22 protein-coding genes are annotated in these 22773 nt (G+C 52.8%); 11 read left to right on the forward strand and 11 right to left on the reverse strand.

Annotated features, from left to right (window positions below):
- Positions 1-48: 48 nt before the first annotated feature.
- Positions 49-375 carry a sulfurtransferase TusE gene (gene tusE / locus VH86_RS01465; RefSeq protein WP_038647738.1) on the forward strand — a complete coding sequence of 109 codons (327 nt, stop codon included), beginning with the start codon at positions 49-51 and terminating at the stop codon, positions 373-375.
- Here the strand turns inward: tusE and yccX are convergent, their stop codons facing one another.
- Positions 376-654 (reverse strand): acylphosphatase, encoded by a 279-nt coding sequence (gene yccX, locus VH86_RS01470; protein ID WP_038647740.1) that lies wholly within the window; start codon positions 652-654, stop codon positions 376-378.
- 82 nt (positions 655-736) lie between these two features.
- Between yccX and rlmI the strand changes: the two genes are divergently transcribed.
- Together rlmI and hspQ are read left to right on the forward strand one after the other, a co-directional pair.
- Positions 737-1927, forward strand: coding sequence for a 23S rRNA (cytosine(1962)-C(5))-methyltransferase RlmI (rlmI, locus tag VH86_RS01475; RefSeq protein ID WP_045831662.1), 1191 nt, complete (start codon positions 737-739; stop codon positions 1925-1927).
- A gap of 58 nt (positions 1928-1985) precedes the next feature.
- Positions 1986-2303, forward strand: coding sequence for a heat shock protein HspQ (gene hspQ, locus VH86_RS01480; protein WP_034820407.1), 318 nt, complete (start codon positions 1986-1988; stop codon positions 2301-2303).
- 32 nt (positions 2304-2335) lie between these two features.
- On the opposite strand, the gene VH86_RS01485 is transcribed toward hspQ, so the two are convergent.
- Positions 2336-2758 (reverse strand): CoA-binding protein, encoded by a 423-nt coding sequence (locus VH86_RS01485; protein WP_045816240.1) that lies wholly within the window; start codon positions 2756-2758, stop codon positions 2336-2338.
- Positions 2759-2933: 175 nt separating this feature from the next.
- On the opposite strand from VH86_RS01485, the gene VH86_RS01490 reads away from it, so the two are divergent.
- On the forward strand, positions 2934-3560 hold the full coding sequence (locus tag VH86_RS01490; protein WP_045831663.1) for a DUF2057 family protein: 627 nt from the start codon (positions 2934-2936) through the stop codon (positions 3558-3560).
- Positions 3561-3627: 67 nt separating this feature from the next.
- Positions 3628-4089: a methylglyoxal synthase gene (locus tag VH86_RS01495; protein WP_034820416.1), complete on the forward strand. Its 462-nt coding sequence runs from the start codon at positions 3628-3630 to the stop codon at positions 4087-4089.
- 3 nt (positions 4090-4092) lie between these two features.
- Here the strand turns inward: VH86_RS01495 and helD are convergent, their stop codons facing one another.
- The gene (helD, locus tag VH86_RS01500; RefSeq protein WP_045831664.1) at positions 4093-6147 is read right to left on the reverse strand and encodes a DNA helicase IV; all 2055 of its coding nucleotides are present in this window, start codon (positions 6145-6147) and stop codon (positions 4093-4095) included.
- A 123-nt stretch (positions 6148-6270) separates the two neighbouring features.
- On the opposite strand from helD, the gene VH86_RS01505 reads away from it, so the two are divergent.
- Both VH86_RS01505 and yccS read left to right on the forward strand, forming a co-directional pair.
- Positions 6271-6714: a YccF domain-containing protein gene (locus VH86_RS01505; protein ID WP_034820431.1), complete on the forward strand. Its 444-nt coding sequence runs from the start codon at positions 6271-6273 to the stop codon at positions 6712-6714.
- A gap of 12 nt (positions 6715-6726) precedes the next feature.
- Entirely contained in the window at positions 6727-8865 is a 2139-nt protein-coding gene (yccS, locus tag VH86_RS01510) for a YccS family putative transporter (protein WP_045831665.1), read from the forward strand.
- A gap of 1 nt (position 8866) precedes the next feature.
- Here yccS and VH86_RS01515 read toward each other — a convergent pair whose 3' ends face one another.
- Complete coding sequence (locus VH86_RS01515; RefSeq protein WP_045816244.1) at positions 8867-9490, reverse strand: TfoX/Sxy family DNA transformation protein; 624 nt, start codon at positions 9488-9490, stop codon at positions 8867-8869.
- A gap of 221 nt (positions 9491-9711) precedes the next feature.
- Here VH86_RS01515 and sulA point away from each other — a divergent pair, with 221 nt between their 5' ends.
- On the forward strand, positions 9712-10203 hold the full coding sequence (gene sulA, locus VH86_RS01520; RefSeq protein ID WP_045831666.1) for an SOS-induced cell division inhibitor SulA: 492 nt from the start codon (positions 9712-9714) through the stop codon (positions 10201-10203).
- A 349-nt stretch (positions 10204-10552) separates the two neighbouring features.
- Complete coding sequence (gene ompA / locus VH86_RS01525; protein WP_045831667.1) at positions 10553-11623, forward strand: porin OmpA; 1071 nt, start codon at positions 10553-10555, stop codon at positions 11621-11623.
- Between the two features lie 91 nt (positions 11624-11714).
- Here ompA and matP read toward each other — a convergent pair whose 3' ends face one another.
- Complete coding sequence (gene matP / locus VH86_RS01530; protein WP_141399037.1) at positions 11715-12182, reverse strand: macrodomain Ter protein MatP; 468 nt, start codon at positions 12180-12182, stop codon at positions 11715-11717.
- 53 nt (positions 12183-12235) lie between these two features.
- Between matP and VH86_RS01535 the strand changes: the two genes are divergently transcribed.
- Together VH86_RS01535 and fabA are read left to right on the forward strand one after the other, a co-directional pair.
- Positions 12236-14098 (forward strand): Lon protease family protein, encoded by a 1863-nt coding sequence (locus tag VH86_RS01535; protein WP_045831668.1) that lies wholly within the window; start codon positions 12236-12238, stop codon positions 14096-14098.
- A gap of 67 nt (positions 14099-14165) precedes the next feature.
- Positions 14166-14684 carry a bifunctional 3-hydroxydecanoyl-ACP dehydratase/trans-2-decenoyl-ACP isomerase gene (gene fabA, locus VH86_RS01540; protein ID WP_034820448.1) on the forward strand — a complete coding sequence of 173 codons (519 nt, stop codon included), beginning with the start codon at positions 14166-14168 and terminating at the stop codon, positions 14682-14684.
- 66 nt (positions 14685-14750) lie between these two features.
- Here the strand turns inward: fabA and rmf are convergent, their stop codons facing one another.
- The 6 genes from rmf to rlmKL all read right to left on the reverse strand — a co-directional run bounded on the left by rmf (position 14751) and on the right by rlmKL (position 22699).
- A complete protein-coding gene (gene rmf / locus VH86_RS24785) occupies positions 14751-14918 on the reverse strand; it encodes a ribosome modulation factor (RefSeq protein WP_007887362.1) in 168 nt (55 codons plus the stop codon).
- A 269-nt stretch (positions 14919-15187) separates the two neighbouring features.
- On the reverse strand, positions 15188-15754 hold the full coding sequence (gene pqiC, locus VH86_RS01545; protein WP_034820450.1) for a membrane integrity-associated transporter subunit PqiC: 567 nt from the start codon (positions 15752-15754) through the stop codon (positions 15188-15190).
- The gene (gene pqiB, locus VH86_RS01550) at positions 15751-17394 is read right to left on the reverse strand and encodes an intermembrane transport protein PqiB (RefSeq protein WP_038647762.1); all 1644 of its coding nucleotides are present in this window, start codon (positions 17392-17394) and stop codon (positions 15751-15753) included. The genes pqiC and pqiB overlap by 4 nt, the downstream gene beginning before the upstream one ends.
- Positions 17366-18649 (reverse strand): membrane integrity-associated transporter subunit PqiA, encoded by a 1284-nt coding sequence (gene pqiA, locus VH86_RS01555; RefSeq protein ID WP_045831669.1) that lies wholly within the window; start codon positions 18647-18649, stop codon positions 17366-17368. Before pqiA ends, pqiB begins: the two co-directional genes overlap by 29 nt.
- Before the next feature lie 16 nt (positions 18650-18665).
- The gene (locus VH86_RS01560; protein ID WP_038647766.1) at positions 18666-20576 is read right to left on the reverse strand and encodes an ABC transporter ATP-binding protein; all 1911 of its coding nucleotides are present in this window, start codon (positions 20574-20576) and stop codon (positions 18666-18668) included.
- Between the two features lie 5 nt (positions 20577-20581).
- Complete coding sequence (gene rlmKL, locus VH86_RS01565; protein WP_045831670.1) at positions 20582-22699, reverse strand: bifunctional 23S rRNA (guanine(2069)-N(7))-methyltransferase RlmK/23S rRNA (guanine(2445)-N(2))-methyltransferase RlmL; 2118 nt, start codon at positions 22697-22699, stop codon at positions 20582-20584.
- Positions 22700-22773: the final 74 nt, after the last annotated feature.

Raw genomic sequence — 22773 nt, forward strand, 5'->3', positions numbered from 1 at the left:
ACCGCAGGCGAACTTACAATACGCGCCTTAATGCTGTGAGGAATAACTGTGATTTTTGCCGGTAAAGAGATCGCCACCGATGCGGAAGGCTACTTAAAAAATAGTGCGGACTGGAGCGAAGCACTCGCTGCGGTGATTGCGGAGAATGAAGCCATTGTGATGAGTGAGGCTCACTGGGAAGTGGTGCACTTTGTGCGCGCCTTCTATCAGGAGTTCAATACTTCCCCTGCGGTGCGCATGCTGGTGAAAGCCATGGCGCAGAAATATGGCGAGGAAAAAGGCAATAGCCGTTACCTGTTCCGACTGTTCCCGGAAGGTCCGGCAAAACAAGCCACTAAAATTGCCGGTTTGCCAAAACCTGCCAAGTGTTTGTAATTAGCCAGTCGTAAATCGCGTGGGCATCGGCGTGGGTTGATGAGGTTCCACCAGCACTTTATCAACCCGAGCGCTGGTCGGCCCACCTGCTTTTAACCAGGCGATTAACGCATCCACCTTTTGTTCATCGCCAGCGGCCAGCACTTCAACACTGCCGTCACGCAGATTATGCGCATAGCCAGTAACGCCTAATTTATTGGCCTGTGACTGCGTGTAATAACGAAAGCCCACGCCTTGCACAATACCGTGCACCCAAATTTTATAGCAAGTGTTCGCCATGGCGATCTCCCCATTGTGCGTTGCAATTTGCCGCCATCCACCGGAAAATGGCGCCTCATTTTTTCAGGTAAGCATAGCAAACATGACTGTTCGATTGATTCTCGCTAAGGGACGTGAAAAATCCCTGCTCCGCCGCCATCCGTGGGTGTTCTCAGGTGCCGTTGCCCGTATGGAAGGCAAAGCCCAGTCTGGTGAAACCATTGATGTCTGCGACAGCAATGGTAAATGGCTGGCTCGTGCCGCTTATTCCCCGCAGTCACAAATTCGCGCGCGCGTCTGGAGCTGGCAGCAGGATGAGTCAATCGACATCGCCTTTTTTGTGCGTGCTTTCGAAAAAGCGCAGCAGTGGCGCGAATGGCTGGCGCAGCGCGATGGCCTTGATAGCTATCGCCTGATTGCCGGTGAATCGGACGGCATGCCTGGCGTGACCATTGACCGTTTTGGCAACTTTATGGTGCTGCAACTGCTTTCTGCCGGAGCTGAATATCAACGTCCGGCGATTCTCTCTGCTTTGCAGCAATGCTTCCCAACTTGCGCTATTTACGATCGTTCTGATGTTGCCGTGCGCAAAAAAGAGGGACTGGAACTGACGCAAGGTCCGGTGACCGGCGAGCTGCCTCCGCCGCTATTGCCGATTACCGAACACGGTATGAAATTGCTGGTCGACATTCAGGGTGGCCACAAAACCGGTTACTACCTTGATCAACGTGACAGCCGTTTTGCCACGCGCCGCTACGCTGAGAACGCTCGGGTGCTGAACTGTTTCTCCTACACCGGTGGATTTGCCGTGTCAGCTTTGCTGGGCGGCTGCCGTGAAGTGATCAGCGTGGATACGTCACAGGATGCGCTGGATGTGGCAAAACAGAACGTGGAGTTGAATGGCCTTGATCTATCGCGTGCACAGTTCGTTCGTGATGATGTGTTCAAACTGCTGCGTCGCTATCGTGACAGCGGCGAAAAGTTTGACGTCATTGTGATGGACCCGCCGAAGTTTGTTGAGAACAAGAACCAACTGATGGGCGCCTGCCGCGGATATAAAGATATCAATATGCTGGCGATGCAGTTGCTCAATCCTAACGGCATTCTGCTGACATTCTCTTGCTCTGGACTGATGGCCACCGATCTGTTCCAGAAAATTATCGCCGATGCCGCAGTGGATGCGGGTCGTGATGTACAATTTGTTGAGCAGTTCCGTCAGGCAGCCGATCATCCCGTGATCGCGAGCTATCCTGAAGGGCTTTATCTGAAAGGATTTGCCTGCCGCGTGCTGTGACTTGAAAATCTGCACCCTGCCTCCATATTAGAGACAGGGCACAGTTTTGGGAGGCACAATGATTACCAGTAAATTTGGAATTGGACAGCAGGTCCGTCACCGTCTCTCCGGGGTGCTCGGCGTTATCGTGGATGTCGACCCGGAGTTTTCACTCGATGAACCCGAACAGGATGATGTGGCCGCCAGTGAAACCCTGCGTGCCGCACCCTGGTATCACGTGGTGATGGAAGATGAAGAAGGTGAACAGGTACACACCTATGTCGCCGAAATTCAGTTAGCAGGTGAAACGTCGTATGAGCATCCTGAGCAACCTTCGATGGATGAACTCGCCGCTTCTATCCGGCAGCAGTTGCAGGCACCCAGCCTGCGCCATTAATGCTAACGGCGACCTTGGTCGCCGTTGCTGTTTTACTGCGCCAGAGGCGCTATGCCCAGGCGCGGAATTTCAATTTTAGGGCAACGATCCATCACCACCGTCATGCCGGCATCTCTTGCTAACACTGCCGCTTGTTCATTGATCACGCCCAATTGCAGCCACAGCGTATCGGCACCAATGGCAATCGCTTCCTGTGCCACACCCCACGCGGCCTCAGCATTGCGAAACACATCTACCATATCCACTTTACCCGGAATTTCTGCCAGCGTGGCGTAAGCGGTCTGCCCCAGCAATTGCTGTCCCGCCAGTTTTGGACTCACCGGAATAACCTCATAACCTTGATCAAGCAAAAACTTCATCACACCATAGCTTGGGCGATCGGCGCGATCGCTCGCCCCAACCAATGCAATGCGTTTGGTTCGGCTCAACACATCACGAATCGTTTGATCATTCATTTTTTTCTCCTTGTTCGTTCGCCTGAGTGTAGTTGCCATTGCGTGACACAGTGCAAGCCCCTCGGATAAAAACTTTGCGCCTCAGCACGAATAAATATGTGAAAATGTAAATTCACTGCCATAATGTAATAATTTGCTACACATCACCCTTAATCCCCATCCTCCGGGAGTTGAAATGAAGCTGTCTTTGGCTGTTACGAGTTTACTCGTGTTACTCGTATCGGCATCCTGCCATGCCATCACCCTGAAACTCGATCCTGAAATCGATTTGCTGGTGCTCGATGGTCGCAAAATCTCAGGCTCGTTGCTGAAAGGCGCGGACAGCCTGGAGCTGGAGCGTGGGCAGCATCAATTCCTGTTTCGCGTTGAAAAACCTTGTGCGGATGCCACGCATTTTCAGTCGGTGCCGATGATCGTCACGTTCAATGCAAGTGCCACCTCAGTCGCGATTCGTTTACCCGCTCTGGCCAACCGCCGGGAACGCAGCACGTTCGATAAGGCGCTCAATTTCCAGCTAATTGATGAACGAGGCAATGAAATCACTAGCGTGCGCGATCGCTTACCACAGGGTAGTGATAGCGATCTGGAAAAGGCCATGTTGAATTATAACCGTACTGCCCAGACGGCATCGGTTCCTCGCTTTGCGCTGCAATCGGTGAGTGCTTCGGATGCTCAGATGAGTCTCGATTTTGCCTGGCAGGATGCGGGTGAGTTACCTTATCTGCAACAGTGGTTTCAGCGTTTTGATGCTGCTACACGCCTGAGATTTATCAGTTGGATGAAAACCTTACGCGCAAGTTGATAGTGTTGAAATGTCAGGGGTAAACTCATGCCTTAAAATTAATGCATGAGAAGAAACAGGAAGCCCTATGGAGCAGACCGTTCGTACCCTTAACGTTCAGAAACACATTGCCCTCGTTGCCCACGATCACTGCAAAGCAACACTACTGGAGTGGGTCAAAGCCAACCAGAGCGCGCTGCAACCGCATGTGCTCTATGCCACCGGCACCACCGGTAATCTGATTAATCGCCACACCGGTTTAGACGTCAACGCCATGCTAAGCGGCCCGATGGGCGGCGATCAGCAAGTGGGTGCTTTAATTTCCGAAGGGAAAATCGATGTGTTGTTCTTCTTTTGGGATCCGTTAAATGCGGTGCCGCACGATCCCGATGTCAAAGCCCTGTTACGTCTGGCCACCGTGTGGAATATCCCGGTGGCGACCAATCGCGCCACCGCAGATTTCATTATTCAGGCACCGATGTTTGCCCAGCAGTTTGAGATCCAAATCCCCGATTATCAGCGCTATCTTGCCGACCGCCTGAAAGCGTAATGTTCAGGTCTTCCGACTTTGCGGCACGCCCAATTCGCGGAAGTGTTCGACAAAAACGGAAGGCCGATCTTTATCAAACAACATCCACACCTGCTGACGTGCACGGGTAATGGCCACATAGGCCAACCGCCGCTCTTCAGCATCCGGGAAATCTTCCGGCTGGGGTAATAATCCCGCTTCCATAATCGATTCACGTGCCTCGGCGGGGAAGCCATCGCGCCCCTCATGCAGCCCCAGCATAATAACAAAATCTGCCTGCTGCCCTTTGCTGGCATGGATGGTCATGAAATCGATCTGCAATTTTGGCCAGCGTGTTTTCGCTTTATCGAGGATGCCCGGACGCAAATGGTGATAGCGCGCCAGCATCAGCACGCGCTCTTCCGGTTTCGCATAGCCACTTAATTTATCCAGCAACGGTTCCAGTTGCTCCTGCGGCAGCAGCGTGACTGACTTCTTATTTCCCTTGCTCAGACTGTTGAGCGGCTTGCGCAGCTGATGGGGATTCTGCTGCACAAAGCGGTTGGCAATCTCACCGATGCGATCGTTAAAACGATAGGTGGTGTCCAGCACACAGCGATCGCCATCTCCAAAGTAGTGGTGGAAAGCCGTGGTCAGACTCATCTCGGCACCGCTGAAACGATATATTGCTTGCCAGTCATCGCCTACCGCGAACAAACTGGTGCGCTTATTCTGCTGACGTAACGCAGTCAATAAAGCGGCGCGCTGTGGCGAGATATCCTGAAACTCATCCACGAGAATATGCTTCCACGGACTGATAAAGCGCCCTTTTTCGAGAATGGCAATCGCCTGATGGATCAGCCCGGAGAAATCGACTGCCCCCTCTTCTTTCAACGCACCCTTCCAGGCTTTTAATAGCGGGGCCATCAGTTTCACGCGTTTACTGAAATTATCGCGATACTCTTCTGGCACATCGGCAATCATGGCGGCCTGCGCACCGCCGTGCATACGCATCAGCCCCAGCCAGCGCTCCATGCGTGAGGCCAGCCGTTGCGCCAACTTGTCATCCTGCCAGAATGGGCCTTCAGCGACCTCCCACGCCAGTTCCTCCTGTAACCATTGGCGCCAACCGCTCGCCTGCGCTTTTTTGCTATTACACTGTTCGCGCCAGGTGTCGATCAGCAGTTGCCGCCGCGCCTTGCTGTCACTTTCAAGCTTGCTGATCACCGGCTGCTTATTGCTGCCTTCGCGGATGATGTGCAATGCCAGCGCGTGAAACGTTCGCGCCTGAATCGCACTCTCACCTAAGCGCTGCTGAATACGCTCGTTCATCTCTTCGGCCGCCTGGCGACCAAACGCCATCAACAGAATCTGCTCCGGCTGTGCCAGCTTGCGTTTCAACAACCAGCCAGCGCGTGCCACCAGCACCGAGGTTTTACCACTTCCCGCGCCAGCCAGCACCAGCAAGGCGTCTTCACCGTTGACCACCGCTTCGCACTGGGAAGCGTTGAGCGGCGTGGTTTCGACAGTGGAGAAAAATTCGTGGTAGTCCTTGATGACCTTCGTCGTCCATTCACGGTTGCGCTGGCGAATGGCGGTTTCACCTTGCTCTAACCACTGCTGGCAAAACTGCCAGCGCGCACGGCAATTATCGAACTCATTCATGCGTGAGAGTGGCAACGGTAAGGCGGAAAATTGGCGTTGAATGCTCTCTTTTACCGTAGCCAGTTCGCTGCGCTTTAACCAGCGATCCTGTTGCGTGAAGGCGATGATCTCCTGTTCCAGAGCCATCAAGACTTGTGCACTGACTTCGCTCATCTCCTGGCTCCACTGCTGCCAGGCATGCTGCAAGTAGTGGAAGAAACGCTGCGTCTCCTGCCATTCCGTGCCGTGCAGGCGTACAACCTTATCTTCTGGCAAGTGAAATTCCAGCTCTCCCCAAACCATGCCGCGTTTACAGGCAATGCTGATTAACTGATTGAACGGGATAAGATATTCGTGACGATCGCCACTGACTTCCACGCCAGCGGCCAGCAGACGCACCCGATTATAAGGATGCTGAGCCAGACGTTTGCCCATTGATGTTGCTTTCAGTTCCATGTCCGCACCGTCTTGTGCAATTCAATTATCGCGCAGTTTACCTGTCAGACCCTTGGCGCTCCAGCCTTAAAACACGTTAAACTGGGCGACACATATTGCGGATTGCAAAAGGAAAATCGTGTTATGCGCACCGTATTGAATATTCTTAACTTCGTTTTGGGTGGCGTGTTCACCACGCTAAGCTGGCTGTTTGCCACGCTTGTCAGCATTGTGCTTATCTTTACCCTGCCTTTAACGCGATCTTGTTGGGAAATCACTAAACTTTCACTTCTGCCCTTTGGTAATGAAGCGGTGCATGTCGATGTGCTGCGCCCTGACAGTAAAAGCCACGTGCTGAATGCGGGCGGAACCTTCCTCAACATTTTCTGGCTGGTGTTTTTCGGCTGGTGGCTGTGTCTGATGCATATTTCAGCCGGCATCATCCAATGCCTGACCATCATCGGTATCCCCGTCGGTATCGCTAACTTCAAAATTGCCGCTATCGCACTCTGGCCCGTAGGCCGCCGTGTGGTCTCGGTGGAAGAGGCTCAGGCCGCGCGTGAAGCGAATGCGCGTCGTCGATACTAAGGTGGACGATTGATGCTTCTGAACGCGATGCCGGGATGGCGACGTTATCTGTTCAATAGCAGCCTGCGTTATTTATTGCGCATCTTCTTCGCGCTGGCAGGGTGCGCCGCCGTTCCCTGGTGGCTGCAGCAAATAGAGTGGACCATTCCTTTGACGCTCGGCGTGGTGGCGGCTGCGCTGGCCGATCTGGATGATCGATGGACTGGCCGCCTGCGCAATCTGATGATTACGCTGGTCTGTTTCTGCATCGCTTCGGTATCGGTTGAGTTGTTGTTTCCCTATCCGTGGGCCTTTGCCATCGGTTTGGCGCTATCGAGCTGGGGCTTCATTTTGCTTGGCGCTCTGGGGCAGCGCTATGCCACTATCGCATTTGGTGCGCTGCTCATTGCGGTTTATACCATGTTGGGTATTGGCTTATTCCCTCAGTGGTGGATGCAGCCCGCCCTGCTATTGATTGGTGCGCTGTGGTACAACCTGCTGACATTTATCGGTCATTTGATTTTCCCGGTACGGCCGGTGCAGGAGCAACTGGCGGCCAGCTTTTCTCAGCTGGCGGGTTATCTGGAGGCCAAGGCTAATTTGTTCGATCCCGATGCTGGTGAACAGGATGATGCCAATACCATTGCCACGGCGATGGTGAACAGCCAGTTGGTGGCGCAACTCAATCAGACGAAAACCACTATTCAGAGTCGCTTGCGTGGCGACCGTGGATCGCGCAGCACACGTCGCAGTTTGCACTACTATTTCGTCGCGCAGGATATTCACGAACGCGCCAGCTCATCCCATCTGCAATATCACCTGCTGCGTGATGACTGGCGCTATAACGAGGTGCTGTTCCGCTTTCAGCGCCTGTTGAATATGCAAGCTCAAGCCTGTCGCAAGCTGGCTGAGAGCATCCTGCTACGCCAGCCATGGCATCATGACAGCAGTTTTGAGCGCACCTTCTCCCGGCTTGAAACAGCTTTGGAACGATTGCAACAGAATGATCCGCAGGATTCTCACATCCGCGCGTTATTTTGGCTGCTGCGTAATTTGCGTGCGATTGATGCGCAACTGGCCTCGATTGAGTCTGAACAAGCGCTGGCCGAACCACCTGCCTCAGCAGATAACCATCTTTCGCGTGAAGGGCTGAGCGGATGGGCGGATATCCGGTTACGGCTAAGCCGTCATCTGAGTCCAGGTTCGGCATTATTCCGCCATGCTGTACGCATGTCCGTCGTGCTTTGCGTGGGCTACGCTTTTATTCAGATTACCGGTCTTCATCGCGGCTACTGGATTTTGCTCACCAGTCTGTTTGTCTGCCAGCCTAACTACAATGCCACGCGCCGTCGGCTCGCCTTACGTATTGGTGGAACACTAGCGGGTATCGCTATTGGCTTACCGGTACTGTGGTTAGTGCCCTCTATTGAAGGGCAACTGATTCTCATCGTGCTAAGTGGCGTACTGTTTTTTGCCTTTCGTCAGATTCAGTATGCGCAAGCCACACTGTTCATCACCTTGCTGGTACTGCTCTGCTTTAACCTGCTGGGCGAAGGCTTTGAGGTGGCGTTGCCGCGCATTGTTGACACACTGTTAGGTTGCGGACTGGCCTGGCTGGCAGTGGCATTTGTCTGGCCCGATTGGCGTTTTCGCAAAATTAGCGCCGTGGCGGATAGCACACTGAATGCCAATTGTCGTTATCTCGATGCTATCCTGGAACAATATCATCAGGGCAAAGATAATCGTCTGGCTTATCGTGTGGCGCGCCGTGATGCTCATAATGCCGATGCGGAATTAGCATCGGTGGTCTCGAACATGAGTAGCGAGCTTAAGCTGCAGCAACCGCTGCGTGAAAACGCGTTCCGGTTACTGTGCCTGAATCACTCTTTCCTGAGCTACATCTCAGCGCTGGGCGCGCATCGCGAACGGCTTTCTGATTCCGCATTGCTCAAAGTTTTAGATGATGCAGTGTGTTTTGTTGAAGATGTGCTGCAGATTGAACGCGTTGACGACAAGCAGGCATTAGCCATGCAGCAGCAGGTGATGCAGCAATTAAGTGATATCAAAAACAGTTCGGACGTGCAGGCGCCGCTGGTGATGCAGCAGTTGGGTTTACTGATTGCCCTGTTGCCAGAAATTGCCCGCCTGCGCCGCACATTATCCAGTCATTAACTTAACGTTGCTCCACCGCGTTTTTGGGGTGGAGCGTTTTGACATACCACGCGTAGAGCTCATCTCTGATCGCTGCAGGCAATGCTGCCTGGTGATGTCCGGAAATCGCCCCTTCCAATGCCATCAACGTTTTCAGCCCGATATGTTTGTTAACGGCACGCAGTTTGAGCCAGCTTTGTCGCGATCCCATTTCATGCAGCACCTTAACTGAACTGATGCCAACTTTATGCAGCATCATCTCCATGCGCAAGCTAAGGTTAGGCAGATCCTTCAGCCGTAAGGTCACTATCCGGTTTGCTAACTCATGCTGTGCTGCGTGCAGCGCACTGGCCGACAACCGCAATAGTTGCTCAGGATCCTGCCAAAGCTTTGCATCCACCTTGAAGTAATTCAGTTGCACCGGTATGCCGCGTTTGCGATAGACCAGCGGTTCAAGAGCACGTTGGGTGTGGTAAGTCTGCAATGCCTCACTGGCACGCAGGTAAAGCGCGTCTTCGTTGATATATGCAAAAATGACCTTTTCTACTGTCAGTGCATAGCCACCAAATTGCGTTCGGGATTCGATCTTTCCCAGCGGCGCCAGCTGTGTTTTCGATTGTTTAACGAGTGGATTGTTGGTTTTCATTACAGCTCCTTTCCGTGAATTCTCATTCGAGAAAATCCCTTAAAATCCTGGTTTTTCATCTGGTTAGAAGATAGAAAAAACCCATTAGCTGTTCAATGAATAAAAGCATTTGCTGTGTGCGTTGTGCACAATTTGCGAGGTGTTTTCAGAAATTGAGGTTGATCTTTATCCAGGAAGACATTACTGTACATCCATACAGTTCATTACTGAGTGATTAAAACATGCGTACTCAATTCTCTGGCCTTGCTGATCGTTCTCAACGTTTTGCTTCTTCAAGCCTGACGCAGCCTTCTCTGGGTGGAATTACTGAACTACGTTACAGCGAACAACCTGGCATGATGCAGTTACTGCTGTTGCCGGTGTTAAAGCAACTCAGCGAACAGTCCCGCTGGCAGCTGTGGTTAACACCAGCGCATAAGCTGAATCGCAACTGGATGCAGCAGTCAGGATTACCGCTTGAGAAAAGTATGCATATCACCGAATCTGAACGACTCACGACAGTGGAAAGTATGGTGAAGGCTCTGCGCACGGGAAATTATAGTGTGGTTTTGGCCTGGATTCCGTACGAATTGAATGATGAAGAACGGTTTGAACTCGAAATGGCAGCGGCAGAAGGTGAAGCTCTGGGTTTGATTATGCGTACGCAAGGTCACGATCGCGTCTTGTCCAGACAACCAAATACGCCAAAAATTCCGTCGGATTTGTTTCATTAAGTAAAACCAGGAATTTTCTCACGCTTTTTTTTCTTAAGGATGCTGCTAAGCCACTGATTCTTTTCCCGCCAGCTTTGACAATGGTTTAGCCGCATTTTCTCAATTCGCTGGCGAAGATTTTGCCATGTGATTTGTTAAAATGTGTGTATAAATCCCTGTTTTTTTGCTGGCTGGCCTCACATCATACTTGTAACTTTCCAATCTCGTTGTAGACTTTATCTCGCCAGGGTGCTCAATAACCTCCGTTTTTTCGGTAGAGTCAAAAGCGAGCGTTTAGACCCGGCGAAGGATTAACACAAAGAGCAACCTTTTTGCTCATTGCCTATTTGGATGATAACGAGGCGCAAAAATGAAAAAGACAGCTATCGCAATTGCAGTGGCACTGGCTGGCTTCGCTACCGTAGCGCAGGCCGCTCCTAAAGATAACACCTGGTACACCGGTGCTAAACTGGGCTGGTCTCAGTATCACGATACTGGTTACTACGGTAACGGTTACGAGAACAACAACGGTCCAACTCACGAATCTCAGCTGGGCGCTGGTGCCTTCATGGGCTATCAGGCTAACCCGTACCTGGGCTTCGAGCTGGGCTATGACTGGCTGGGCCGCATGCCTAACAAAGGCAGCGTGACCAACGGCGCGTTCAAAGCACAAGGCGTTCAGCTGGCTGCTAAACTGAGCTACCCAATCACTGACGATCTGGACGTGTACACCCGTCTGGGCGGCATGGTATGGCGTGCAGACTCTACTCAGACCAACCCAGACAATGGTCGCATCAGCAACCACGACACCGGCGTTTCTCCGCTGGCTGCTGTTGGTGTTGAATACGCACTGACCAAAAACTGGGCGACTCGCCTGGACTATCAGTGGGTTAACAACATCGGTGACGCAGGTACCGTTGGTGCGCGTCCAGACAACAGCATGCTGAGCGTCGGCGTTTCTTACCGTTTCGGTCAGGATGAAGCAGCAGCACCAGTTGTTGCTCCAGCACCTGCTCCAGCGCCAGTTGTTGAAACCAAGCGTTTCACTCTGAAGTCTGACGTACTGTTTAACTTCAACAAAGCGACTCTGAAACCAGAAGGACAGCAGGCTCTGGATCAGCTGTACAGCCAGCTGAGCTCAATGGATCCTAAAGACGGTTCTGTTGTAGTACTGGGCTTCACTGACCGTATCGGTTCAGAGCAGTACAACCAGAAACTGTCTGAGAAACGCGCTCAGTCTGTAGTTGATTACCTGGTTTCTAAAGGTATCCCTTCTAACAAGATCTCTGCACGCGGTATGGGCAAATCTAACCCAGTGACTGGCAACACCTGTGACAGCGTGAAAGGCCGTAATGCCCTGATCGACTGCCTGGCGCCAGACCGTCGCGTTGAAATCGACGTGAAAGGTATCAAAGACGTTGTAACTCAGCCACAGGCTTAAGTTATCACGCAATAAAAAACCCCGCTCTGGCGGGGTTTTTTTTATCTCTTTTCAACTGACTCACAACACCATCATAGTGCACACATCAGCGCTATTCGTTCTCTGATCCGCCTTTACCCAGAATCGCCTGCAGATCCTGCTTAAGCGTTGACATCTGGCTGGCATACTTCTCTTTGCGCTCGGCATCTTCAATCAACTGCACAATGGTTTCTGATAGCGTATTGCTGCGACGCTGCGCCAATCCTGCCAGACGCTGCCACACCAGATATTCCAGATCGATCGACTTCTTACGCGTATGCTGATGTTCCGCATTAAAGTGCCGCTTACGGCGCGCACGAATAGTCTGCTTCAGACGGTTCTCGAGATCGGGGTGAATGTGCTGAGCTATCCATTCCGCTACCTCTACTGGACTATTTTCCATCGCCAGTAAGGCATCCACCGCAGCCTGCGCGGCGCTAAGCTCAAGATGACGGGTGATCAATTCACCCTCCCGATGCTTTTTCACCAGGTATTTCCACTTCCATCCACTTTCAAGATTTTCGAGTTGCTGGTATTTCATCGGAATCTCATCGTGATCACGTAACAAACTAAGAATAACAGCTTTTTTCCCGGATGCAGCAAGGAAAAACATGCAGCGGTCATCACATTTCGGGCTGGAACTCCGCAGTGCTTAACAAGGTTGATTCCTGTATAATCGCGCTTTTCCTAAATCTGACTAATGCGAATATTTTGACCAGCACTCAAATTACGTGGCAAGCCCTGCAGCCGGATAGCATCCGCTACCAATCCATTTTCTCAAACGTCTCACTGGAAGATAGCGATAGTCTTGCCGCGGTTCAGCCGCGTCTGCTGAATGCGCTGGCGCATTTGCATCATCAAACCTTAGGTTTTCCTCTGTTGCTATTACGCAGTCAGGAAAACAGCGATTATCTCGCATGCATCGCCGAAGCCGCACAGCGCTTCCAGCCTGAAGAGATCGCGCTGTATGGCGGTGACTATCATGTCATGGGCGACACGGTCAGCCTGATGCCGCCAAGCGATGCTAACCGGCCCTTCACCAGTCAGGGCGGTGTTCACTTTGCCGACTGGATTGAAGCAGAACAGCTGTTTGGTTGTGTGCGTCAGTACAAAGATCGTATCCAGCCCGAGCCAGGATTGATTCATCAAGCCAATGGCGGCACTTTAATCCTCTCCGTGAATACGCTACTGGCTCAACCACTGCTATGGCTGCGTCTGCGTAAGTGCATCGAGCAAGGCCGCTTTGACTGGTATTCACAGGACGAACGCCAACCGTTGCCAGTGGCCATCCCTTCTCTGCCGCTGCAACTGCGCCTGGTACTGTGTGGCGATCGTGATGCGTTAGCTAGCTTCCAGGAATTGGATGCAGAAGTGCATGAAATGGCACTGTATAGCGAGTTCGAAGAGAACCTGCAGATCACCGATGAAGAGGACATGACCTTCTGGTGTCAGTGGACGCTCACGCAAGCTGAACAAGCCGGTCTGGACCAGCCTGCAGCCGACTTCTGGCCGCTCTTGATCAATGAGGCGGTTCGCTTCACGGGTGATCAAGAAACCCTGCCGCTCTGCCCGCGCTGGTTACGCCGTCAGCTGCAGGAAACCGCGCTGCACGGTGACGTCATCAATGCTGAAGCATTAAAAGAAGCACTGGAAGCGCGCGAATGGCGTGAAAGCTACCTGGCTGACCGCATGCGTGACGAAATTCTGCTCAATCAGATTATGATTGAAACTGAAGGTGAAGTGGTGGGACAGATTAACGGTCTGTCGGTGGTGGAGTTTCCAGGTCATCCGCGCCCGTGGGGCGAGCCGTCACGTATCACCTGTGTTGTGCATCCAGGCGATGGTGAATTCACTGACGTTGAGCGTAAAGCCGAGCTGGGCGGGAATATTCATGCGAAAGGCATGATGATTATGCAAGCTTATCTGATCGCTGAACTTGAACTCGAGCAACAGCTGCCCTTCTCAGCCTCGTTAGTGTTTGAACAGTCCTATTCCGAAGTGGATGGCGATAGCGCCTCACTGGCCGAACTCTGCGCGCTGATTAGCGCACTGGCCAATCAGCCACTGAGCCAGCATATTGCGGTGACCGGTTCCGTGGACCAATTTGGTAATGTGCAGCCTGTTGGCGGCCTGAATGAAAAAATCGAAGGCTTCTTCAACATTTGCCAGTCACGCGAGCTGACAGGTAAACAAGGCGTTATTCTGCCAGCCAGCAATGTGCGCCATTTGAGCCTCAGCGAAGCTGTGGTCGATGCGGTGAAGCAAGAGCAATTCCACATCTGGGCAATCGAAAGCGTGGATGAAGCGTTACCCTTATTAACCGGTATCGCATGGCAAAGTGAGAGCGGCGAGTCATTGCTCAATACCATTCAGGAACGTATTGCTCAGCTGAACCAGCAGGAAATTCGTCATCGTCCGTGGCCATTCCGCTGGCTCAACTGGTTCAACCACAGCTGATTGATTTGCCCAGCGTACAACTGTTCGCTAATATTCGGGCTTCACTAAAAGAAGGCATATTGAGAACATGGTAGATAAACGCGAATCCTATAGCAAAGAAGACCTGGTTGCCTCAGGTCGCGGTGAACTGTTTGGCGAAAATGGACCGCCGCTTCCCTCTGATAACATGTTGATGATGGACCGCGTGGTCATGATGACCGAAGACGGCGGTAAATTTGACAAAGGTTTTGTGGAAGCCGAACTGGATATCCGCCCTGACCTGTGGTTCTTCGATTGCCACTTTAAAGGCGATCCGGTCATGCCTGGCTGCCTCGGCCTTGACGCCATGTGGCAGTTGGTTGGTTTCTACCTCGGCTGGTTAGGCGCTGAAGGTAAAGGCCGCGCACTGGGCGTGGGCGAAGTGAAATTCACCGGTCAGGTACTGCCAACCGCGAAGAAAGTCACTTATAAAATTCACTTCAAGCGCGTGATCAACCGCAAGCTGGTGATGGGCGTGGCTGATGGTGAAGTCTTCGTTGACGGTAACCTGATTTATACCGCGACAGATTTGAAAGTGGGTCTGTTTAAAGACACCTCTGCTTTCTAATTTCCCAAACGAAAACCTCCGCATTCAGCGGAGGTTTCTTCCTTCATTTATGGACATCCGACAGTGCTAGGCCACCGCCGACCTGTCCTCCATGGCTTGACGCCAACCTCCCAACCAGTAAGACCGCGCATCGATCATTTGATAGGGGCATATCTCTTTTGAGCGGCCAGTAATACCCGCTTGATAGCCTCGTGAATGTGCACGTTCCAGGCGGTCTCTTTTCTGTCTCTTCATGCCTCGATTCCCTCATTTCAGGTCTGGTGGATTCTGGGTGGAAAGAAAGAGTGGCGATATAATGTTCAACCACAGTAATGTTCTAACCCCAAGCAGAAGAAAGATCAATGCGCAAAATTCACGCCAATGTCATCATTTTGACGTTAAAATGACATCTATAATTGTCAATTCCGTGTATATCTGGCTGATAAGACGATAAAAAAAGCCCCTGATTTGATGTCCGTCACACAACGGCAAATCAGGGACTTAGCATAAGCATCGAACAAATCTTAATTTAGCGAAATGACACTTTTTGCGATTTGTTGTGCCGTTTGCTGCCAGCCGATAGCCAGAGTCCGCACCAGCGCATCATAGCCATCTTCGTTTTGCGGCAGAGTCAGATTAAAGCCATGTTTGATTAAGCGCCCTTGATGTTGCAGGAGCCATTCTCCGCTCACCACAACCTGGCCATCATAGCGCCCCTGGAAACCGGTCACATTCACCGTCAAAGTATCATGGCTTTCACCCAGCGGAGCACTGGCAACAATTCGGCCCGGCAGCGCTTTGCTGAGGTTGCTGATCAATGTCTGTTGCAGTTGTTGATCCAGCGGACTGGCCCACAAGTTATTGGCAGCAATCACATACTTTACATCGCTGGTTTGATACACCAAACCGTTCCCTGCCATATAATCCGGCACCGACACTTGCTCGACCCAAATCATTGGCTGGTTGCCGCTGGATGCGCTGTCTACACGCGCGACGTTGCTGCCCGCAGGCAGCTGATAATAGGTGTTTTCGATGGTGCTGCTACAACCTGCCAGGAGCAGCATCGCACCAATAATCAGCCCTTTTTTCACTGTTTCGCCCTCTTTGGCTGGGGATCCTGGCCCGGTTTGGCTTCAAACACCAATGCATTGCTCTTGGTATTGAGCGTTTTCAGCACCGGCTGCAATTCGCGCAGCACCTGGTCGAGTCGCTGCATGTCTCCCACCAGTTTGTTATAAGCCGGTGAACCCGGCTGCAAGCCTTTCATGCTGCGATTCAACTCGCGCAGCGTCTGCTGCATATCTTCTGGCAGCGTTTTCATCGCCGGGCTGGCAGTGATGTGATTGAGGTTATCCAGAGTTTTCTGCAGTTGCTGCATCGTACGCTGGCTCTCTTTCAGGGTGCCTGTCGCTTCGGTAATCATCGGATTTAATGGCAGACCGTTGATCTTATCCAGCGCTGCCGTCAGCTTCTGCTGGATCTGACTCAATCCACCACTGACCGTTGGAATCACCTCCAGGCCCGCAATCTCATTTGGACCTTTATACGCCGGTGCGTTGTCATAGAAGTCCAGATCGATGTACAGCGCACCCGACAACAGGTTACCGGTTTTCAGCGTGGCGCGCAGACCTCGCTTCTTGCCATCCTGCAGATGCTGCTCAAGGTTGAAATCTCCGCCCAGACGGCTGATAAAGCGATCCGGTTCGATGCGAATCAATATCGGAACACGATAATCGTTATTCAACGCCTGATTGACACCTGGAATGGTGTAAGGCACTTGCGAGACGGTCCCCAGACGAATGCCGCGGAACTCAACCGGTGCGCCTACCTGCAAGCCACGAATCGAATCGGTAAAGAACAGCAGGAAATCGGTGTGGGTGGTATACAACGAGTCCTGGATGCTGCGCTGATCGTCAAACAGATGGTATTCCGCTTTATTCTCGGCGATCTGCCCCAGCTCCGCGCCATCTGGCACATCAAAACTTACACCACCGCTAAACAGCGTAGTCAGTGAACCCATTTCCACCCGCATGCCGGAGGCAGACATGTCGACGGCGATGCCGCTGTCTTTCCAGAAACGGACGTTGGTAGTGATCAGACGATCGTAAGGGGCGGCGATGAACAGTTGATAGGTCATCATGCGTTTATCGGTATCAAAGGTGCTGGATTCAACCGTACCCACGCGATAGCCACGGAACAGCACCGGATCGCCCGCATTTAGCTGTCCGGCCTTTTTACTGTCGAGTGTGATGCGAATGCCTTTGGCATCCGGCGGTGCCAGAGGTGGCGCATCCAGCAGTTGATAGTGCTCAGGTTGATCGCCCTTCGTGCCTGGCTGCAATTCAATATAGGCACCCGAAAGTAATGTGCCGAGACCGGTAATCCCTTCGCGCCCGATTTGCGGTTTCACCACCCAGAATACGCTGTCGCCATGCAACAGTTTTTCCATACCAGAATTGAGGCGTGCTTTGATCTCCACATGGTGCAGATCGTCAGTTAATACCGCACTTTCCACCACACCAACATTGACACTGCGGCTCTTAATGGTGGTTTTTCCAGCCTCAATACCTTCAGCGCTTTCGGTGATTAATGTCACCTCCGGGCCCTGATGGCTGAAATGATAAAATAAGATCCAGCCACCAATGAATAGCGTGACGATGGGTACGATCCAGACCGGTGACCAGCGTTTAATCTGGTCGACCTTAGCAGTCCCGTGATGGTTGTCCGTCAAGACGCGGCTCCTTTCGTTCAGTTTCCCGTAATCGATCCCAAATCAGGCGCGGATCAAACGTCATCGCTGCAAACATGGTAAGAATCACCACCATGGCAAACAGTAGCGCGCCTGGCGCAGGGTAAACACTCATCAGCTGCCCCATCCGCACCAGCGCGGATAACACAGCGATGACAAAGACATCAATCATTGACCAGCGGCCAACAAATTCCACCACCTCATACACCACGTGCATTTTCTCATCATCACGCTGACCACGACCGCTGGCATGCCAGCATAGCCAGGCAATTGCCAGCATCTTGAGTGAAGGCACCATGATGCTGGCGATAAAGATCACCAGCGCCACTGGCCAGGATCCATCGCTCCACAGCAGAATCACCCCGGCCATAATGTTTGAGGGATACTGCGAGCCGAGCGTCTCGGTGACCATAATCGGCATAATGTTTGAGGGAATGTACAGCATCACCGAGGTGATCAAGAGTGCCAGCGTCCATTGCAAGCTGTGCTTACGTCGCGGTGCAGCGACCACGCCACAGCGGGGACACTCAGTCTGCCCGACAGATAAGACAGCGGTACAACAAGGACAACTGCGCAGTCCCTGCTTCAACCCACTGATTCCGGCTTGCGGCACCATCGGCAATGCCGGGAGTGGATCAATGCTCTGCCACACCCAGCGCCGATCTACGCACTGAAATGCGCGCAGCTGTAATACACAGAATAGACACCACGGCCAGAAACTGCTGCCAAGGCCAATTTCGCCGTAAGCCATCAGTTTCACAAAGCTCACCAGCACGCCCGCCATAAAGATTTCGGCCATGCCCCAACTGCGTAGCTGGAATAAAATACGCGCCAGCCCAAGACGCAAGCTGTGCGGCATTCGCACGCGATTCACTAACAGAAGAATGGTGATCATGCAAAACGCGGGAATTCCCTGCACGAACAGCAGGAACAGTGTCGCCAGGCTGCGGTAATCTTCTCGGTCCATCACCGAAGGAATATCGAGCAGCGAGATTTGGCTGCTCAGTCCCGCCACATGCATATTGATGAAGGGAAACAGATTCGCCAACACCAGCATAAACAGTGCCGCAAAAGCGTACCCGGTGGGACGTTTTCGCGGCTCATGCCAGTTAGCCGTCAGCGTGGTATGACAACGTGGACAGCGCGCGCGACTGCCCACCGGCACGGCAGGCAGTTTTACGGTTAAATCACACTGTGGACAGAGAATCCACTGATGCGCCTGATCCGTTGCACACATACTGACGTCCTCTGTGTTACGCGCCGTTTTTCAGCGCTTCTAACTCTTCCCAGCGTTCAAACGCCACTTCCAGCTCTTTTTCGGTCTGCGCTAAGGCATCCAAAACGGGCTGAGTTTTGTCATGCGGCTGGCTGAAAAAGTCTGGATGGCTCATCTTCGCCTGCAGTTCACCAATACGCGTTTCCAGTTGCTCCAGTTTTTGCGGCAGCTGTTCCAGTTCACGTGTCAGGTTATAGCTTAGTTTGTTTGCGCTGCGTTTTGGCTCATTTTTATCCGCGGCTTTTGGTGCAGCCGAGGGGGTTTTCACCGTGGCGGATTTGGTTTGCTTGTAGGCGCTGCGCTGCAGTTGTGCATCGTGATAGCCACCGACAAAGGCTCCAATCTCACCGTTGCCTTCAAAGATCCAGCACTCGGTCACGGTGTTATCGACGAATTGACGATCGTGGCTCACTAGCATCACGGTGCCCTGATAACCATCCACCAGCTCTTCCAACAGCTCCAGCGTTTCCACATCGAGGTCGTTGGTTGGTTCATCGAGAATCAACAGGTTGCTGGGTTTCAGGAACAAACGCGCTAATAACAGGCGGTTACGTTCACCACCGGATAACGCACGCACTGGCGTCATCGCACGCTTCGGATGGAACAGGAAGTCCTGCAGATAGCCCAGCACATGGCGCGGCTTGCCGTTCACCATCACTTCCTGCTTACCTTCCGCGAGGTTATCCATCACGGTACGATCCGGATCCAGTTCGGCACGGTGCTGATCGAAGTAAGCGATCTCCAGCTTAGTCCCGCAGTGCACGCGACCACTGTCGGCTTTTAACTCATCCAGCATCAGGCGCAGTAAGGTGGTTTTACCACAGCCGTTCGGACCAATCAGGGCGATCTTATCGCCGCGCTGCACCTGAGTAGAGAAATCACGCACCAGCGTTTTGCCATCCACGCTGTAGTTGACGTTTTCCATCTCAAACACAATCTTGCCTGAACGCGCGGCTTCCCCAACCTGCATGTTGGCTTTGCCCATCACATCACGGCGTTCTGAACGTTCACGACGCAGCGCTTTTAATGCGCGCACGCGGCCTTCATTACGGGTACGGCGCGCTTTGATGCCCTGGCGAATCCAGACTTCTTCTTGCGCCAGCTTGCGGTCAAACTCCGCGTTCTGCATCTCTTCGACGCGCAGTGCTTCTTCTTTACCCACCAGGAATTGATCGTAATCGCCCGGCCATGAAACCAGTTTACCGCGGTCGAGATCGACAATACGCGTCGCCATATTGCGGATAAACGAACGGTCGTGCGAGATAAACACGATGCTGCCGGTAAAGGTTTTGAGAAAGGTTTCCAGCCAGTTGATAGTTTCAATATCGAGGTGGTTAGTCGGTTCATCGAGCATCAGCACGCGCGGATTGCTCACCAGCGCACGGCCCAGCGCGGCTTTACGCAGCCAACCGCCGGAGAGCGAGGAAAGCTCGGTGTCGGCTTCCAGACCAATCTGCTGCAATACGTCATTGATACGACTATCCAGTTGCCACAAATTCTGATGATCCAGAATAGTTTGCAGACGACCCATTTCGTTGAGGTTTTTCTCGCTAGGATCTTCCATCACCAGATGAGAAATCGCGTGATAGGCTTTCAGATGCTCAGCCTGTTCCGCAACGCCTTCAGCGACGAAATCGTAGACTGAACCGGTGATGTTGCGAGGTGGGTCCTGTTGCAGACGTGCCACCACCAAATCTTGTTCGTAAATAATGCGGCCATCATCCAGCGGTTGTTCGCCGTTGATGATTTTCATTAATGTGGATTTACCTGCACCGTTACGGCCCACCAGACAGACGCGTTCGCCCTCTTCGATGTGCAGTTCGGTGTTATCCAACAGCGGCGCATCGCTGAATGAGAGGTAAGCGCCATGGATACTGATCAGTGACATAAAACTTATTCCTTACCGGCGTGGCTAACCAGCCAGCAGTTGTGAATTTGACGGTTGCGTGCGAAATCTTGCGACAACGTTTTTTGGGTAATTTCCTGCGCCTGCAGACCCAGAGCGGCTATGCCGTCGAGGTCCATTTTAAAGCCGCGCTTGTTATTCGAGAACATAATGGTGCCACCGCGACGCAGCAGACGTTTCAGATTCTGCATCAGCATCATGTGATCGCGCTGCACGTCAAAATCGTCTTCCATTCGTTTGGAGTTAGAGAACGTCGGTGGATCGATGAAGATCACATCAAATTGTTCGTCACTGTCACGCAACCAGCTCAGGCAATCGGCGTGCATCAGCCGATGCTGGCGTCCGGTCAGACCGTTAAGACGCAGGTTACGCTCGGCCCATTCCAGATAAGTGCGAGACATATCCACAGTCGTCGTGGTTTTCGCGCCGCCCAGACCCGCATGCACACTGGCGGTGCCGGTGTAGGCAAACAGATTCAGGAAGTCTTTACCGGCACTCATCTTGCCCAGCATTTGGCGGGCCAGACGGTGATCCAGGAACAAACCAGTGTCAAGATAATCGGTCAGATTCACCAGCAGACGCGCGTCAAACTCCTGGACTTCGAAGAAGTCGCCCTTTTCTCCCAGCTTCTGATACTGATTTTTACCCTTCTGACGCTCACGGGTTTTCATCACCAGTCGATTGGCCGGGATCTCCAGCACGCTCAGGGTAGCGCTGATCACATCGAACAGACGCTGGCGTGCTTTATTGGCATCCACGGTTTTCGGCGGGGCATATTCCTGAATCACCACCCAGTCGCCGTAACGGTCTACCGCGACGTTGTATTCCGGCAAGTCGGCATCATACAAGCGATAGCATTCAATGTTGGACTGCTTCGCCCACTTTTCCAGCTTCTTGATGTTCTTACGCAGACGGTTGGCAAAGTCTTCGGCAATCTGCGCGCTACCTTCACCGCTGGTCGCGGCCAGCTGGTAGTTTTTCTGCACACATTCCAATGGGCCGTTTTTGGCTTTGAACTGGCGGTCGGCGCGCAGTTGCAGGCAGCTCAGCAGTTCCGGTGACGCACTGAACAGCGACAGATTCCAGCCACCAAACTGCTGCTTCATGATACGTCCCAGCAGGCTGTGTAACGCAATCAACGCGGGTTCGCTTTCCAGACGTTCGCCGTAAGGCGGGTTGCTCAGCACGGTGCCCGTGATCTCCTGGCCCGCCAGCGGGTTTTTCAGCTTAATCACATCCTGCTGAGCAAAGGTGAACAGCTCGAACACACCAGCACGACGCGCATTGGCACGCGCGGATTCCAGCACGCGGCTGTCATTGTCGTAACCGAAGAAACGCGCGGTTGTGGCTGCGGTGCCCACACGGGCACGCTCTTTCGCCTCAGCCAGTACGTCTTGCCAGACCGCCTGATTATGGTTTTTCCAACGGTTGAAGCCCCAATGGCTACGCAGCAGGCCCGGTGCGCGATCGGTGGCGATCAGTGCCGCTTCCAGCAGTAAAGTACCGGAACCGCACATCGGATCGATCAATGGCGTGGTGCTCTGCCAGCCAGAACGCATCACAATCGCGGCCGCCAGCGTTTCTTTCAGCGGGGCCTGGCCGGTTTGCTGACGATAGCCACGCTGATGCAGCGCATCGCCGCTTAGATCCAGTGCAATGCTCACGCGATCTTTATTCAGCCACGCATTAATGCGAACGCCCGGTTGTTCACGATCCACACTTGGACGCTCCAGATTCTGACGCGTAAAGCTGTCAACAATCGCATCTTTAATACGCAACGCGCCGAACTGGCTGTTACGGATCACCTCATTGGTGCCGCTAAAGTGAATCGCAAAGCTGGTGCTGCTGTCGAACATCTCGGTCCAGGGAATGCTCTGCGCGCCCACATACAGGTCGAGATCGCTCCAGACGCCAAATTCTCCCAGCGGCAGCAAAATACGCGAAGCCAGTCGGCTCCACAGCAGGCTTTGATACATCACACGGTCATCGGCACGGAAGTGGACGCCGCCCTGCACCACCTGCAAATCCTGCGCACCCAGCGCGTCCAGCTCAGTTTTTAACAGCTCTTCGAGCCCACGCGCCGTACTGGCAAACAGAGAATTCATATCGTCACTTTTTACTCTTGCTAAAATTGTTGCGCATTATAGCGAATCAGCGTCCTATGTCATAAAGTTAGCTT

Source organism: Pantoea sp. BL1, assembly GCF_000963985.1.
Lineage (GTDB): Bacteria > Pseudomonadota > Gammaproteobacteria > Enterobacterales > Enterobacteriaceae > Pantoea > Pantoea rwandensis_B.